The organism is Streptomyces sp. V3I8, from assembly GCF_030817535.1.
Lineage (GTDB): Bacteria > Actinomycetota > Actinomycetes > Streptomycetales > Streptomycetaceae > Streptomyces.
Genome location: NZ_JAUSZL010000002.1, coordinates 6,488,914 through 6,505,419, shown reverse-complemented (window position 1 = coordinate 6,505,419; position 16,506 = coordinate 6,488,914). Strand labels below are relative to the sequence as shown.

Here is a 16,506-nt window from a genome sequence, read left to right as displayed (position 1 = left end):
CCCCGCCGGCCCGCAGGCGGCACCCGCCGGGGGCGGCAGCCCGGACGCACCACGGCGCCCACCAGGTCCGGTCGGGGACGAGGGCAGGCGCCGCGCTCAGTTCCGTACGCCGTTGTACGGGACGTCTTTGGGGGGGAGCGTCAGACCATGAGCGAACGGTCCGTGGGACGGACCGGAGCCGGCAGCTCGCTGACCCCGGTCAGGAAGCGGTCGACCCCGCGGGCGGCCGAGCGGCCCTCCGCGATGGCCCACACGATGAGGGACTGCCCGCGCCCGGCGTCACCGGCGACGAACACGCCGGGGACATTGGTCGCGTAGTCGCCGTCGCGCGCGATGTTGCCGCGCTCGTCGAGTTCGAGGGCGAACTGGGAGACCAGCCCGTTCTCCTGGTCGGTGCCGGTGAAGCCCATGGCGAGGGTGACCAGCTGGGCGGGGATCCTGCGCTCCGTACCCGGCTTCTGCGTCAGCTTGCCCTGCACGAACTCCACCTCGACGAGGTGCAGCCACTGGACGTTGCCGTCCTCGTCGCCCTCGAAGTGGGTGGTGGAGACGGAGTAGATCCGCTCGCCGCCCTCCTCGTGCGCGGAGGTCACCTTGTAGAGCATGGGGAACGTCGGCCAGGGCTGGTGCGGGGCGCGCTCCGCGTCCGGCTGGGGCATGATCTCCAGCTGGGTGACGGAGGCCGCGCCCTGGCGGTGGGCGGTGCCCACGCAGTCGGCGCCGGTGTCGCCGCCGCCGATGACGACGACGTGCTTGCCCTCGGCGGTGATGGGGGGCGCCACGAAGTCGCCCTCCTGCACCTTGTTGGCGAGCGGCAGGTACTCCATCGCGAAGTGGATGCCGTTCAGCTCGCGCCCGGGGACCGGCAGGTCGCGGGAGACGGTCGCGCCGGCCGCGATGACGACGGCGTCGTACCGCTTGCGCAGGTCGGTGGCCTTGAGGTCGCGGCCGATCTCGACGCCCGTACGGAAGCGGGTGCCCTCCGCGCGCATCTGCTCGATACGGCGGTTGATGTGCCGCTTCTCCATCTTGAACTCGGGGATGCCGTAGCGCAGGAGGCCGCCGACGCGGTCGGCACGCTCGTACACGGCGACCGTGTGGCCGGCCCGGGTCAGCTGCTGGGCGGCGGCCAGTCCCGCCGGGCCCGAGCCGATGACCGCGACGGTCTTGCCGGAGAGGCGCTCGGGGGCCTGGGGAGCGACGTTGCCGCTGTCCCACGCCTTGTCGATGATCGAGACCTCGACGTTCTTGATGGTCACGGCGGGCTGGTTGATGCCCAGCACGCACGCCGACTCGCAGGGGGCGGGGCACAGCCGGCCGGTGAACTCCGGGAAGTTGTTCGTGGCGTGCAGCCGGTCGGAGGCGGCGGACCAGTCCTCGCGGTACGCGAAGTCGTTCCACTCGGGGATGAGGTTGCCGAGCGGACAGCCGTTGTGGCAGAAGGGGATGCCGCAGTCCATGCAGCGCGAGGCCTGCGTGGGGATGATCGGCAGCAGCGAGCCCGGAACGTAGACCTCGTTCCAGTCCCGGACGCGCTCCTCGACGGGACGCGTCCTGGCGACCTCGCGTCCGTGGTTCAGAAAGCCCTTGGGATCAGCCATTGGTCGCCGCCTCCATCATCTTCTCGGTGATCGCGGACTCGTCGAGTCCGGCTCGCTCGGCGGCGTCCTTGGCGGCGAGCACTGCCTTGTACGTGCTGGGGATGATCTTGCTGAAGCGGTCCACCGCGGTGTCCCACTCGGCCAGCAGCTTCTCGGCGACGGTGGAGGCCGTCTCCTCCTGGTGGCGGCGCACGACGTCGTGCAGCCACTGCTTGTCGGTGTCGTCGAGGGCCTCGACCGCGCCGAGGTTGCCGGCGTTGACGTTGTCGCGGTCCAGGTCGATCACGTACGCGATGCCGCCCGACATGCCGGCCGCGAAGTTGCGGCCGGTCTCGCCGAGGACCACGGCGTGGCCGCCGGTCATGTACTCGCAGCCGTGGTCGCCCACGCCCTCCGCGACCACGGTCGCACCCGAGTTGCGGACGCAGAAGCGCTCGCCGGTGCGACCGCGCAGGAAGAGCTCGCCGCCCGTCGCCCCGTACGCGATGGTGTTGCCCGCGATGGTGGAGAACTCGGCGAGGTGGTCGGCGCCCCGGTCGGGGCGGACGATCACGCGGCCGCCGGACAGGCCCTTGCCGACGTAGTCGTTGGCGTCGCCCTCCAGGCGCAGCGTCACACCGCGCGGCAGGAACGCGCCGAACGACTGGCCCGCGGAGCCGGTGAAGGTGATGTCGACGGTGTCGTCGGGCAGGCCCGCGCCGCCGAACTTCTTCGTCACCTCGTGGCCGAGCATGGTGCCGACCGTGCGGTTGATGTTGCGGATCGCGACCTGGGCGCGGACCGGCTGCGCGTCGGTGGCGCCGTCCGCGTTGAGGGCGTCGGCGGCGAGCCTGATCAGCTCGTTGTCGAGCGCCTTCTCCAGACCGTGGTCCTGCTGGACGGTCTGGTGCAGGGCCGCGCCCTCGGGCAGCTCGGGCACGTAGAAGAGCGGGGACAGGTCCAGGCCCTGCGCCTTCCAGTGGTCGACGGCACGGGTGACGTCGAGCGCCTCGGCGTGGCCGACGGCCTCCTCGATGGTGCGGAAGCCCAGCTCGGCGAGGATCTCGCGGACCTCTTCGGCGATGAACCTGAAGAAGTTCACGATGTACTCGGCCTTGCCCGTGAACCGCTCCCGCAGGGCCGGGTTCTGGGTGGCGATGCCGACCGGGCAGGTGTCCAGGTGGCAGACGCGCATCATGACGCAGCCGGAGACGACGAGCGGCGCGGTCGCGAAACCGAACTCCTCGGCGCCGAGCAGCGCGGCGATGACGACGTCCCGGCCGGTCTTCAGCTGGCCGTCGGTCTGGACGACGATGCGGTCGCGCAGGCCGTTGAGGAGCAGCGTCTGCTGGGTCTCGGCGAGGCCGAGCTCCCAGGGGCCGCCCGCGTGCTTGAGCGAGGTGAGCGGGGAGGCGCCCGTGCCGCCGTCGTGGCCGGAGATCAGGACGACGTCCGCGTGCGCCTTGGAGACACCCGCGGCGACCGTGCCGACGCCGACCTCGGAGACCAGCTTCACGTGGATCCGCGCCTGCGGGTTCGCGTTCTTCAGGTCGTGGATCAGCTGGGCGAGGTCCTCGATGGAGTAGATGTCGTGGTGCGGCGGCGGGGAGATGAGGCCCACGCCGGGGGTGCTGTGCCGGGTCCTGGCGACCCAGGGGTACACCTTGTGGCCGGGCAGCTGGCCGCCCTCGCCGGGCTTGGCGCCCTGCGCCATCTTGATCTGGATGTCGTCCGCGTTGACCAGGTACTCGGAGGTGACGCCGAAGCGGCCGGAGGCGACCTGCTTGATCGACGAGCGGCGCGCCGGGTCGTAGAGGCGGTCCGGGTCCTCGCCGCCCTCACCGGTGTTGGACTTGGCGCCCAGCTGGTTCATGGCGATGGCGAGCGTCTCGTGGGCCTCCTTGGAGATGGAGCCGTACGACATGGCGCCGGTGGAGAAGCGCTTGACGATCTCGCTGACGGGCTCGACCTCGTCGATGGAGATCGGCTCGCGGCCCGAGTCGAAGCCGAACAGGCCGCGCAGCGTCATCAGGCGCTCGGACTGCTCGTTCACGCGGTCCGTGTACTTCTTGAAGATGTCGTAGCGGTTGCTGCGCGCCGAGTGCTGGAGGCGGAAGACCGTCTCGGGGTCGAACAGGTGCGGCTCGCCCTCGCGGCGCCACTGGTACTCGCCGCCGATGTCGAGGGCGCGGTGCGCGGAGGCGATGCCGCTGGCCGGGTACGCCTTCGCGTGGCGGGCGGCGACCTCCTTGGCGACGACGTCGATGCCGACGCCGCCGATCTTGGTGGCGGTGCCCTTGAAGTACTCCCGCACGAAGGCCGCGTCGAGACCGACGGCCTCGAAGACCTGGGCGCCCCGGTAGGAGGCGACGGTCGAGATGCCCATCTTGGACATGACCTTCAGGACGCCCTTGCCGAGGGCGTAGATCAGGTTGCGGATGGCCTGCTCGGGCTCGATGCCGGGCAGGAACGTGCCCGCCCTGACCAGGTCCTCGACGGACTCCATCGCCAGGTACGGGTTGACGGCCGCGGCGCCGAAGCCGATGAGGAGGGCCACGTGGTGGACCTCGCGGACGTCGCCGGCCTCGACCAGCAGGCCCACCTGGGTGCGCTGCTTGGTGCCGATGAGGTGGTGGTGGACGGCCGCGGTGAGCAGCAGCGAGGGGATCGGCGCGTGCTCGGCGTCGGAGTGCCGGTCCGACAGGACGATCAGGCGGGCGCCGTTCTCGATGGCGGCGTCGGCCTCGGCGTAGATCTCCTCGATGCGTGCGGCCAGGGAGGCGCCGCCGCCGGAGACCCGGTACAGGCCGGAGAGCGTCGCGGCCTTCATGCCCGGCATGTCGCCGTCGGCGTTGATGTGGATGAGCTTGGCGAGCTCGTCGTTGTCGATCACCGGGAAGGGCAGGGTGACGCTGCGACAGGACGCGGCGGTCGGCTCGAGCAGGTTGCCGGCGGGGCCCAGGGAGGAGCGCAGCGAGGTGACGAGCTCCTCGCGGATGGCGTCCAGCGGCGGGTTGGTGACCTGCGCGAACAGCTGGGTGAAGTAGTCGAAGAGCAGCCGCGGGCGCTCGGACAGGGCCGCGATCGGCGAGTCCGTGCCCATGGAGCCCAGCGGTTCGCCGCCGGTCTTGGCCATCGGGGCGAGGATGACGCGCAGCTCCTCCTCGGTGTAGCCGAAGGTCTGCTGGCGGCGGGTGACCGAGGCGTGGGTGTGCACGATGTGCTCGCGCTCGGGCAGGTCGGAGAGCTCGATCTCGCCGGCCTCCAGCCACTCCGCGTACGGGTTCTCGGCGGCGAGGCCGGCCTTGATCTCGTCGTCCTCGATGATCCGGTGCTCGGCGGTGTCCACGAGGAACATGCGGCCGGGCTGCAGGCGGCCCTTGCGGACGACCTTCGCGGGGTCGATGTCGAGGACGCCGACCTCGGAGCCGAGGACGACGAGGCCCTCGTCGGTGACCCAGTAGCGGCCGGGGCGCAGGCCGTTGCGGTCGAGGACCGCGCCGACCTGGGTGCCGTCGGTGAAGGTGACGCAGGCCGGGCCGTCCCAGGGCTCCATCTGCGTGGAGTGGAACTGGTAGAAGGCGCGGCGGGCCGGGTCCATGGACGCGTGGTTCTCCCACGCCTCCGGGATCATCATCAGCACGGAGTGCGGGAGAGACCGGCCGCCGAGGTGCAGCAGCTCCAGGACCTCGTCGAAGGAGGCGGAGTCGGACGCGTCGGGCGTACAGACCGGGAAGATCCGCTCCAGGTCCTTGTCGGCGCCGAAGAGGTCCGAGACGAGCTGGGACTCGCGGGCCGCCATCCAGTTGCGGTTGCCCTTGACCGTGTTGATCTCGCCGTTGTGCGCGACGAAGCGGTACGGGTGGGCGAGCGGCCAGCTCGGGAAGGTGTTCGTCGAGAACCGGGAGTGCACGAGCGCGATCGCGGAGGCGAAGCGGCGGTCGGACAGGTCCGGGAAGAAGGGCTCCAGCTGGCCGGTGGTCAGCATGCCCTTGTAGACGACGGTGCGGGCGGAGAGCGACGGGAAGTACACGCCGGCCTCGCGCTCGGCGCGCTTGCGCAGCACGAACGCCTTGCGGTCGAGGTCGATGCCCCGGCTGGAGTGGTCCGTCACGAAGACCTGGCGGAAGTGGGGCATCGTCGAGCGGGCGGTGGCGCCGAGGAGTCCGGGGGCGACCGGGACCTCGCGCCAGCCGAGGACGGTGAGGTCCTCCTCGGCGGCGATCGTCCCGATCCGTGAGACGGCCTCCTCGGCGGCCTCCTCCGGGAGGAAGGCGATGCCGACCGCGTACGAGCCGGCCTCGGGCAGCTCGAATCCGGCCACCTCACGGAAGAAGGCGTCGGGCACCTGGGACAGGATCCCCGCGCCGTCGCCGGAGTCGGGTTCCGAGCCGGTCGCGCCGCGGTGCTCCAGATTGCGGAGCACGGTCAGCGCCTGCTCGACCAGCGCGTGGCTCGCCTCACCGGTGAGGGTCGCCACGAAGCCGACGCCGCAGGCGTCGTGCTCGTTACGCGGATCGTACATGCCCTGCGCGGCAGGGCGAGCATCCATGAAGGACCAGTTCTGGCCATTCGCGGAGTGCTGGGACGGCTGGCGCGGCGTACGCATCGGCTCTCCCGTCGTCGTCGTGGCATATGCATGTGCCAAGGGACGACGTTGGCCCTAAGCGAAAGGTGCAAAATTTCGTGCAGGTTACATGATGGAACGGTTCTCGTGAACCGGATACCGCGTTCCACCATGCGGACGCCGTGGGTCGCGTCGGAAGCGCCGCTCGTGGCGGCTGGAAGGGGGGCCTTTTCGGACAGATCGATGACCGTGGGCCCGGGCGCCGCGGGCAACGTCACCCGCCGCGCGATGTGCGGCTTGCTGTGCGGCTCGAGATGCGGTGCGGGCGTCGTTGCCCGAAGCGCTTACGGGTCATGCCCGGTGGTTAAGCGTTCGAAACCGCCGGGTAACGGCTACTTATGCAGTCCCGTGCATAGGTGCTCGACCAGGCGGTGCCGGTCATCCTACGGCCGTTCCGAACAAACCGCCCAGGGCGTACGTCACACCGGCGGCGGCACCGCCCAGCACGAGCTGCCGGAGCCCGCTGAACCACCAGGACCTGGCGGTCACCTTGGCCACGATCGCGCCGCAGGCGAAGAGTCCGACGAACGCGAGCAGCAGGGCGGGCCACAGGGTGGTCGCCCCCAGCAGGTACGGCAGGACGGGGAGCAGGGCCCCCAGGGCGAACGCGCCGAAGCTCGACACGGCGGCGACGCCCGGGGAGGGCAGGTCGCCGGGGTCGATGCCCAGCTCTTCGCGCGCGTGGATCTCGAGCGCCTGCTCCGGGTCCCTGGACAGCTGCCGGGCGACCTCACCGGCGAGGGCGCTGTCGACGCCGCGAGCCTCGTACAGCAGGGCGAGCTCGCGCTCCTCGTCCTGCGGATGCTTCTTCAACTCCCGTCGCTCGACGTCGAGTTCGGCCTCGACGAGTTCGCGCTGCGAGGCGACGGAGGTGTACTCGCCGGCGGCCATGGAGAAGGCACCGGCGGCCAGGCCCGCGAGTCCGGTGATGACGACGGTCCGGTGGGAGACGTCGCCGCCCGCCACGCCGGTCATCAGCGCCAGGTTGGAGACGAGGCCGTCCATCGCGCCGAAGACGGCCGGACGCAGCCACCCGCCGTTGACGTCCCGGTGGGTGTGGTTGTCGCGGTGCGCCTCGTGCAGCGCCGCCTCGGTCTCGATGATGGCCATGCGGAGATCCCCCAGGATGCTCGACCGGAGCACTCATTCGAGTGCTTCCACTTTTGGACAACGTCCAAGTTACGCCTCTCATTCCGCGTCCGCCAGCAAGGAAGGCCGTACTTACCTGCACCGATGCCCCCCTTCGCTCATCCGTGGTGACCTGCGCACAGATGTCGACCGGGTGACACCGGGGCGTGTGAGGCTCCGGTGGACCTCCGGGTGGGGACACATGCGCAAAGGGGCTCCCGATCGCCAGGAGCCCCGCGACGGAGAGGCACCGCCATGGCTTCCATCGCCTGCGTCCCGCCGGTACCGGCGCCCGGGGACGCCGCCGTCCTGCGCGAACGGGCGCGCGGCGCCCTGCTGGGGCTCGCCGTGGGGGACGCGCTCGGGGCGCCGGCCGAGAACATGAAGCCGTCAGAGATCCGCGCACGCTGGGGCCGTATCACGGGATACGTGGCCGAGCACCCGGCCGGCACCGACGACACCGAGTACGCGATCTTCTCGGGCCTGCTGCTGGCCCGGCACGGTTCGGCGCTCACGGTCGCGCACGTGGAGGCGGCCTGGCACGAGTGGATCGCGGACCGCGACGAGGGGCCGTTCCGCGGCGCGGGCTTCAGCGAGCGGGGCACGCTGGAGAACCTGCGCCGGGGGCTCGCGGCCCCCATCTCCGCCCAGCACCGGCACGCCTGGAGCGACGGCCTCGCCATGCGGGCGGCCCCCTTCGGGGTCTTCGCGGCGGGCCGCCCCGCGGAGGCGGCCCGGCTGGTGGCGATCGACGGGTCGGTCAGCCACGACGGCGAGGGGATCTACGGCGGCCAGGCCGTCGCGGCGGGCGTCGCCGCGGCGATGGCCGGGGCGCCCCCGCCCGTGGTGGTCGCCTCCGCGCTGGCCGTCGTCCCCGACGACTCCTGGACGGCCCGCTCCCTGCGCCGGGCCGCGGCCTGCGCCCACCGCGGCGAACGCGCGGTCCGCTCGGCGGTCGTCATCGGCGGCTACCCCTGGACGGACCTGGCCCCCGAGGCCGTGGCGCTGGCCTTCGGCGCGTACACGGCCGCCGACGGCGACTTCGAGGAGGCGGTCCTCACGGCGGTCAACATGGGCCGCGACGCCGACACCACGGCGGCGGTGGCGGGCGCCCTGGCCGGCGCCACGCGCGGCGCCGCCGCGATCCCGTCCGCCTGGAGGGCGGCGATCGGCCCCGCCAAGGGGACCTGCCTCCCCTCCATGCGAGGCCACCACATCCAGGACGTGGCAGACCTCCTGACCCCGAACGAGGACCCCCGATGACCCCAGACCTACTGGAAGACCCCCCGTCAGGCGCCCCGTCAGGGGCGCGGGGAACTGCGCGCCGAGCCACGACGCACCCGCACCCGCACCCGACAAAACACCCGGCACCCCCACGCCGCATCGAGGGCCTCCTCCTCGGCCTGGCGGCCGGCGACGCCGCCGGCTGGCCCGCCGCCAGGCACAGAGCGACCCGCATGCCCGAATGGACCAGACGCCTCACCCGCGAACTGGACACCTTCGCCGAACAGAACGCCACCACCACCCTCCCGGTCCCCATCGCCCTGAACCAGCCGCCCGAGCCCCTCCGGCTCGGCCCCTCGGACGACGCCGAGTGGGCGGCCTTCGCAGCGGAGGCCGTCCTGCGGGCCGCGGACGCCGCCACCCTGGGCGACCTGAGCAGGGACCGCCGCATGCGCGCGGCGATCGACCTCTCCTGGAACGCGATCGCTAGCGAGGTCGCCGCCGCGGCGGACCGCGCCCCCGAGGTCGAGTCGGCGGTCCTGCCCCTGCGCGCCCGCATCTCCGTACGGGCCGGCCTCGGCAACCTCGCCACCGGCCTGCGCCCGCCCGCCTCGGGCCACGACAACCCCCACTACTTCGACGACGCGGCCTGTGTACGGGCCTGTGTCCTGGCGGTCGCCCACGCGGGAGAACCCGCCGCCGCCGCGGAACTCGCCGAGTTCGACGCCCGCTACACCCAGGACGGCGACGGCGTGCACGGCGCCCGCGCGATGGCGGCGGCCGTGGCGCTCGCACTGGGTGGCGCCGACGTGGACGACTGCGCGGCGGCGGCCCTCGCCGAACTCCCGGAGGCCACGGAGATCGGCCGCAACACCCGCCACGCCCTCGCGCTCGCCCGCGCCTTCACGGCGGCGGGGGAGGGCGCCTTCGGTCTCGTCCCCCTCCTGGAGCACCAGATCGTCGACCACGTCTACAGCTACGGCATCGCCGCCGCCGAGACCGTCCCGGTCGCCCTCGCCCTCGCCGTCGCGGCGCACGGCCGGATCGCGGAGGCGGTGCCCGCGGCGGCGTGTCTGTCCCGGGTCGCGGACTCGGCCCCGGCCCTGGCCGGCGCGCTGACCGGCGCGCTCGGCGGCGGCGCGGCGATCCCCGCCGCCTGGCGCGACGCCTGCCGCACCCTCTCCGGCTGCGCGCTGCCCCGGCTGACCGGCACGGACCTGATCGGACTCGCCGAGCTGCTGGAGGCGACGACGGAACGGGTCCCCGCGGGGGGATGATCCGGTCATGACGCCCAGAACAGCAGAAACGGGAACCCTCGACGAGCGGATCACCGGAGCACTCGTCGGCGCCGCGGTCGGCGACGCGCTCGGCGGCCCCGTGGAGGGCTACTCCCCCGACCAGATCCTCGAACGCCACGGCGGACGCGTCCACGGCGTCGTCGGCCCCTGGCACGGCGACGACTGGCGCACGGCCCGCCCCCTGGCCCCGTACCACAAGGGCGACGGGCACGTCACCGACGACACCTTGATGACGCACGCGCTGGTCCGGGTGTACGCGGCGGTCCGCGACCACCTGGACGCGTACGCCGTCGCCGGGCACCTGGTGCCGGACCTGATGACGACGCCCCGGTGGATCCCGGAACTCGAGGCGGACGCCCTGCCCCTGCAGCGGATCTTCCTCGCCGAGAAGTGGCTGGTGGCCCGCCTCCACTACGGCCACGTGGACCCGCGCGAAGCAGGCACCGGCAACATCGTCAACTGCGGGGCCGCGATGTACATGGCCCCGGTCGGCCTGGTCAACGCGGCGAACCCGGCGGGCGCGTACGCCGAGGCCCTCGACGTCGCGGGCGCCCACCAGTCGTCGTACGGGCGCGAGGCGGCCGGAGTCTTCGCGGCGGCCGTGGCGGCGGCCTGCGCCCCGGGCGCCACCCCGGACTCGGTGGTCGCGGCCTGCCTCGCCGTGGCCAAGGACGGCACCCGGGCCGCGATCGAGACGGTCTGCGACACGGCGACGCGGTACTCGGACTTCGAGTCGGCGCTGCGCCCGCTGCGCGAGGCGGTCACCCCGTACGACACGGTCGGCCCGGACTACCGCAGCCCGTCCCTGGGCGCCCGCCGCCCCTCCCGCGTCCACTCCGTCGAGGAACTGCCCGTCGCGCTCGCCATGCTGCTGGTCGCGCGCGGCGACTACCGGCACGCGGTGCTGGGCTCGGTGAACTACGGCCGCGACTGCGACTCCATCGCCACGATGTCCGGCGCCCTCGCGGGCGCCCTGGGCTCGGAGATCCCGTCCGGCTGGGCGAAGACGGTGGCGGAGGCCAGCCGTCTGGACCTGCGGGCCCCGGCGAGGACGCTCACGGAGGTGGCCCGCGAGATCTTCGCCCGGGACGTCGCCCGCCGCCGCGCCCACGAGACGGCGTACGCGGAGCTGTCATGACGTCCCTGCGCCTGACCTGGGTCCAGCCCGAGGACCTGCTGGGCCACGAACTGCACCAGGCGGGCCAGGACGGCCGCGAGCCGTCGGCGGTCGAGGCCCGCTGGCGCACGGCGGCCGGCCCGCAGGCCCCACTCCGGGCGGGCGCCTCCCCCACTCCGGCCTCCCCCTACCTGAGGTCCCTGGCCCGGGACCTCCTGGACGAACTGGCGGACCTGCCCAGTGGTCTGGAGGACAGCGAGCCGACGGACCTCGCCGGCATCCGGGCCCTGTGCCCGGCCTGGCCGACCGCGCCTGGGGCGGGGGCGGAGCCCTCGCCCACGGGAAGGGGCGGGACGGGGGAAGAATCCGCCCTGGAAGCCGCCTGGCTGGGCAGGGCCGCGGGCTGCCTCCTGGGCAAGCCGGTGGAGAAGCTCCCGCTGACCGGCATCCGCCGGCTGGCCCGGGCCACCGGCAACTGGCCCCTCAGCACCTGGTTCACCGAACGGGGCCTGCCCCGGGAGCTGAAGGCCGCGTACCCCTGGAACCGCCGTTCCGCCGCCACCTCCCTCGCCGAGAACATCGACGGCATGCCGGAGGACGACGACCTCAACTACCCCCTCCTCAACCTTCTGCTGCTGCAACGCCACGGCAGGGACTTCACCACCACGGACGTGGCCCGCCTCTGGCTCGACGAACTTCCCGCGGGCCGCACCTTCACCGCGGAACGCGTCGCCTACCGCAACCTCCTCGACGGTGTCGAACCCCCGCACACGGCCCGCCACCGCAACCCGTTCCGCGAGTGGATCGGCGCCCTGATCCGCGCGGACGTCCACGGCTGGACCAACCCCGGCGCCCCCGCGGCCGCCGCGGAACAGGCGTACCGGGACGCCGTCCTCACCCACACCGCCAACGGCGTCTACGCGGCGATGTTCACGGCGGCCGTCATCGCCGAGGCGGCCACCGGCACGAGCGACATCCACACCTGCCTGCGCACCGGTCTCACCGTCGTCCCCCCGGCCTCCCGGCTGGCCCGAGCGGTCCACCACGGCATCCGGCTCGCCGCGGAGCAGCGGGACTTCGACCGGGTCGTGGACGAACTGCACGCCACCCACCGCGCCTACCACTGGGTCCACGCCATCCCCAACACGGCCCTGCTCGCCGCCGCCCTCACCCACGCGGACGGCGACTTCACCGCCTCCGTCTGCCGTGCGGTGTCCGGCGGTTGGGACACCGACTCGAACGGCGCGACGGCCGGCTCGGTCGCGGGCCTGCTCGCGGGCGCCCCGGAAGCGCTCCCGCCCCGCTGGACGGCCCCCCTGAAGAACCGTCTGGCCACGTCCGTCGGCGACTTCGACGGCACCGGCTTCGACGCCCTCGCCCACCTGACGGCCCGTACGGCCGCCCGACCGCACCCCCGGCCGGCCGCCCGCCCCGGCCCCCTGGAGGCCCCGCACCCATGACCCCCGCCACCACCCCCTCTCCCGCCGCACCTCCCGCCGCTGCGGCCCCGGCCCCCCTCGACGGCCTCCGCGTCCTCGACCTCGCGACCCTCTTCGCCGGCCCCCTCGCCGCCACGATGCTCGGCGACTTCGGCGCCGAGGTCGTCAAGATCGAGCACCCCCGGCGGCCCGACCCGTCCCGCGGTCACGGCCCGTCGAAGGACGGCATCGGCCTGTGGTGGAAACTCCTCGGCCGCAACAAACGCACGATGACCCTGGACCTGTCCACGTACGGCGGCCGCGAGACCCTGCTGCGCCTCGCCGCCTCCGCCGACGTGGTCGTCGAGAACTTCCGGCCGGGCACGCTGGAGAAGTGGGACCTCGGCTGGGAGGAACTCTCCGCCGTGAACCCCCGGCTGGTGCTCGCCCGGGTCACCGGCTTCGGCCAGTTCGGCCCCTACGCGCGCCGCCCCGGCTTCGGCACCCTGGCCGAGGCGATGAGCGGGTTCGCCGCGATGACCGGCGAGCCGGACGCCCCGCCCACCCTGCCGCCCTTCGGCCTCGCCGACTCCATCGCGGGCCTCGCCACGGCGTACGCGGTCATGACGGCCCTGGCGGCCCGCGACCGCACGGGCCGCGGACAGGTCGTGGACATGGCCATCATCGAACCGATCCTCACCGTCCTCGGCCCGCAGCCGCTCTGGTACGACCAGCTGGGCCACGTCCAGCCCCGCACCGGCAACCGCTCGCAGAACAACGCGCCGCGCAACACCTACCGCACCGCCGACGGCACCTGGGTCGCCGTCTCGACGTCCGCCCAGTCCGTCGCGGAACGCGTGATGCGCCTGGTCGGCCGCCCCGACCTGATCACCGAACCGTGGTTCGCCACGGGCGCGGACCGGGCCCGCCACAACGACGTCCTGGACGAGGCGGTCGGCTCCTGGATCGCCCGGCACACCCGTGCCGACGTCATCGGCGCCTTCGAGAAGGCGGAGGCGGCGGTCGCCCCCGTCCAGAACGTCCGGGACGTCATGGACGACCCGCAGTACGCGGCCCTCGGCACGATCACCACCGTCGAGGACCCCGAACTGGGCCCGCTGCGCATGCAGAACGTCCTCTTCCGCCTCACCGACACCCCCGGCGGGATCCGCTGGGCCGGCCGGCCGCACGGCGCCGACACGGACGCGGTCCTCACCGAACTCGGCCTGACGGAGGCCGACATCGCCAAGCTCCGGACGGAGGGCGCCCTGTGACGACACAGGCCCCCGGCGTCACGGACCGCACCGATCACACGGACCGCGCCGACCGCGCCGACGTGCCGGCGGTCGTCCCGCTGACCTGGCTGTACGTTCCCGGCGACCGCCCCGAGGTGGTGGCGAAGGCCCTGGCCGCCGGCGCCGACGTGGTCGTCGTCGACCTGGAGGACGCGGTCGCCCCCGACCGCAAGGAGTACGCCCGCGCCGCCACCGCGGACCTCCTCGCCGAGCCGCCCCCGGTCCCGGTCCACGTCCGGGTCAACGCCCCGGACGACCCGCAGTACGCGGCCGACCTGCGCGTCCTCGCCGCGCTCCCGGCCCTTGGGGGCCTGCGCCTGCCGAAGGTCTCCTCCCCCGCCCAGGTCCGCCGCACGGCGGCCGCCGCCCCGCGCCCACCCCTGTACGCCCTGCTGGAATCGGCCCTGGCCGTCGAGCACGCCTACGCCGTCGCCGCGGCCCACCCCGCCCTGCGCGGTATCGCGCTCGGCGAGGCCGACCTCCGCGCCGACCTGGGCGTACGCGACGACGCGGGCCTCGACTGGGCGCGCTCACGCGTGGTCGTGGCCGCCCGCGCGGCCGGTCTCGCCCCGCCGCCGCAGTCCGTCCACCCCGACGTGCGCGACCTCGCCGGGCTGGCCGCGTCCTGCGCCCACGGGCGCGCCCTCGGATTCTTCGGCCGCGCGGCCGTCCATCCCCGCCAGCTCCCGGTGATCGAGGCCGCCTACCTGCCGACGGCGCAGGAGATCGAGCGGGCCGAGTCGGTCCTCGAGGCGGCGGCCGGCCGCGCCGGCGCCCAGGCGCTCCCCGACGGCCGCTTCGTCGACAGGGCCGTGGTGGCGGGGGCCCGCCGCACCCTGGCCCTGGCCCGCCGCGCCTAGGGAGCGCCGGGTACGCGGAAGGGGGCGCCCCCAAGAGCCGGGGCGCCCCCTTCCGCGTACGCGTGGGATCAGGACTTCTTGGCCGACTCGGCCTCGTCCTTCACCTCCACCTTGTCCTCCGCCTCGGCCTTGGTGTCCGTCTTGGTTTCGGCCTTGGTGTCCGTCTTCGTGTCCGTCTTGACCGCGGTCTTGGTGCCGGCCTCGGCTGCTGCCTCGGTGTCCGTCTTCTTCCCGTCGGAGTCGGCGGTCGCGGTGCCGTCCTCGTCGGTGTCGCCGTCCGGGGCGCCCGGCTCGACGACCTCCTCGCGGCCCGGCCTGCGCCGCGCCGACAGCACGATGTAGAGCACGGCGAGGAGGAAGACCACGATCGCGGTCCAGCCGTTCAGGCGCAGGCCCAGGAAGTGGTGGGCCTCGTCGACCCGCATGTACTCGATCCAGAAGCGGCCCACGCAGTACGCGGCGACGTACAGCGCGAAGGCCCGCCCGTGGCCGAGCCGGAAGCGGCGGTCGGCCCAGATGACCAGGACCGCGACACCGATGCACCACAGCGACTCGTACAGGAACGTCGGGTGGTAGTAGCCGGGCTCCCGGCCGTCCGTCACGGACGTGATGTGCAGCGCCCAGGGCAGGTCCGTCTCACGCCCGTACAGCTCCTGGTTGAACCAGTTGCCCCAGCGGCCGATGGCCTGCGCGAGGGCGATGCCGGGCGCGAGGGCGTCGGCCCACGCCGGCAGCGGGATGCCACGGCGGCGGCAGCCGATCCAGGCGCCCACCGCGCCGAGCGCGATGGCGCCCCAGATACCGAGGCCGCCCTCCCAGATCTTGAAGGCGTCGACCCAGTCCTGACCCTCGCTGAAGTACAGCTGGTAGTCGGTGATGACGTGGTAGAGCCGCCCGCCGACGAGACCGAACGGCACGGCCCACACGGCGATGTCCGCCACGGTGCCGGGCCGGCCACCGCGCGCGATCCACCGCTTGTTGCCGAGCCAGACGGCCACGAAGACGCCGATGATGATGCAGAACGCGTAGCCACGCAGCGGAATGGGGCCGAGGTGCAGCACACCGCGCGAGGGGCTGGGGATATAGGCAAGTTCCATGGCGTGGTCGACGCTACCCTGCCGGGCGCCGCGTACGGCAGCGCGCCCGGGCTACGGGTCCATAACGAGACCGGCCGGCCCGCTCACCCCTTGTCCGCCCGCTGCACCATCTGCTTCAGCTTCGCCGGGGTCATCGACCGGTCCTGGTAGATGTTCTTCCCGTTCAGCAGGACCGTCGGGGTGCCGCTGAAGCCGCCCTTCTGGAAGGCCTGGTGGGACTTGGCGACCCAGCTGTTGTGCGTGCCGTCCTCGACGCACTTCTCGAACGTGCCGGTGGTGAGTCCGTCGACCTTGCCGGCCAGCTCGATCAGCCTGCTGTTCTTCGCGTACGCGTCGTCCGTCTCGGCGGGCTGGTTCTCGAACAGGACGTCGTGGTACTCGGGGAACTTCCCGGCGTCCTGGGCGCAGGCCGCGGCGTTGGCCGCGTGCACGGAACCGCTGCCTCCCATGTTCCCGTCGATCAGGGTCGCCAGGTGGTACTCGACCTTGAGCTGTCCGGCGCCCGTCAGCTCGTTGATCGTCGAGCGGTACCCGTCCTCGAAGCCCTTGCAGGCCGGACAGCGGAAGTCCTCCCACACGGTGAGGGTCGACCTCGCGCCCTCCTTGCCGACGGGGATGGAGAGGCTGTCGTCCCCGTTGGCCCCCGAGGGCGCCGTCAGCGGGCCCGCGGTGTCCGCCCCGTCCTTGCCGGAGTTCGCCGCCACCACGCCGATCACCGCTGCCAGGGCCAGCACGCCGACGACCGCCCCGCCCACCACCAGGACCCGGCGGCGCCTGTCCGCCGTCTTCTGCTTGTCTCGCTCCTGCGCCAGCCGCTCACGGGCGGTGCGCTTTCCCTCACGGTTCTTCTCGCTCACATCCC

General features: G+C 73.1%; 11 protein-coding genes. 6 read left to right on the top strand and 5 right to left on the bottom strand.

All coding sequences use genetic code 11. From position 1 onward, the window contains the following. Positions 1-140 precede the first annotated feature (140 nt). The 3 genes from QFZ75_RS28670 to QFZ75_RS28660 all read right to left on the bottom strand — a co-directional run bounded on the left by QFZ75_RS28670 (position 141) and on the right by QFZ75_RS28660 (position 7,317). Entirely contained in the window at positions 141-1,601 is a 1,461-nt protein-coding gene (locus QFZ75_RS28670) for a glutamate synthase subunit beta (RefSeq protein WP_307541438.1), read from the bottom strand. Further along, entirely contained in the window at positions 1,594-6,189 is a 4,596-nt protein-coding gene (gene gltB / locus QFZ75_RS28665; protein ID WP_307541436.1) for a glutamate synthase large subunit, read from the bottom strand. The genes QFZ75_RS28670 and gltB overlap by 8 nt, the downstream gene beginning before the upstream one ends. A gap of 396 nt (positions 6,190-6,585) precedes the next feature. Then, positions 6,586-7,317, bottom strand: a complete 732-nt coding sequence (locus tag QFZ75_RS28660; RefSeq protein WP_307541434.1) for a VIT1/CCC1 transporter family protein — start codon at positions 7,315-7,317, stop codon at positions 6,586-6,588. A gap of 273 nt (positions 7,318-7,590) precedes the next feature. Between QFZ75_RS28660 and QFZ75_RS28655 the strand changes: the two genes are divergently transcribed. The 6 genes from QFZ75_RS28655 (at position 7,591) to QFZ75_RS28630 (ending at position 14,547) form a co-directional block, all read left to right on the top strand. After that, positions 7,591-8,598, top strand: a complete 1,008-nt coding sequence (locus QFZ75_RS28655) for an ADP-ribosylglycohydrolase family protein (protein WP_307541432.1) — start codon at positions 7,591-7,593, stop codon at positions 8,596-8,598. Further along, positions 8,595-9,836 (top strand): ADP-ribosylglycohydrolase family protein, encoded by a 1,242-nt coding sequence (locus tag QFZ75_RS28650; RefSeq protein WP_373465958.1) that lies wholly within the window; start codon positions 8,595-8,597, stop codon positions 9,834-9,836. The genes QFZ75_RS28655 and QFZ75_RS28650 overlap by 4 nt, the downstream gene beginning before the upstream one ends. Before the next feature lie 7 nt (positions 9,837-9,843). Continuing rightward, a complete protein-coding gene (locus QFZ75_RS28645) occupies positions 9,844-10,995 on the top strand; it encodes an ADP-ribosylglycohydrolase family protein (RefSeq protein WP_307541430.1) in 1,152 nt (383 codons plus the stop codon). Beyond that, entirely contained in the window at positions 10,992-12,434 is a 1,443-nt protein-coding gene (locus QFZ75_RS28640) for an ADP-ribosylglycohydrolase family protein (RefSeq protein ID WP_307541429.1), read from the top strand. The genes QFZ75_RS28645 and QFZ75_RS28640 overlap by 4 nt, the downstream gene beginning before the upstream one ends. Continuing rightward, positions 12,431-13,666, top strand: a complete 1,236-nt coding sequence (locus QFZ75_RS28635; RefSeq protein WP_307541428.1) for a CaiB/BaiF CoA-transferase family protein — start codon at positions 12,431-12,433, stop codon at positions 13,664-13,666. The genes QFZ75_RS28640 and QFZ75_RS28635 overlap by 4 nt, the downstream gene beginning before the upstream one ends. A 62-nt stretch (positions 13,667-13,728) precedes the next feature. Further along, on the top strand, positions 13,729-14,547 hold the full coding sequence (locus QFZ75_RS28630) for a CoA ester lyase (protein ID WP_307544854.1): 819 nt from the start codon (positions 13,729-13,731) through the stop codon (positions 14,545-14,547). A 68-nt stretch (positions 14,548-14,615) separates the two neighbouring features. Here the strand turns inward: QFZ75_RS28630 and lgt are convergent, their stop codons facing one another. Further along, positions 14,616-15,644, bottom strand: a complete 1,029-nt coding sequence (gene lgt, locus QFZ75_RS28625) for a prolipoprotein diacylglyceryl transferase (RefSeq protein WP_307541426.1) — start codon at positions 15,642-15,644, stop codon at positions 14,616-14,618. An 83-nt stretch (positions 15,645-15,727) separates the two neighbouring features. Further along, positions 15,728-16,501 (bottom strand): thioredoxin domain-containing protein, encoded by a 774-nt coding sequence (locus QFZ75_RS28620; protein WP_307541424.1) that lies wholly within the window; start codon positions 16,499-16,501, stop codon positions 15,728-15,730. Positions 16,502-16,506: the final 5 nt, after the last annotated feature.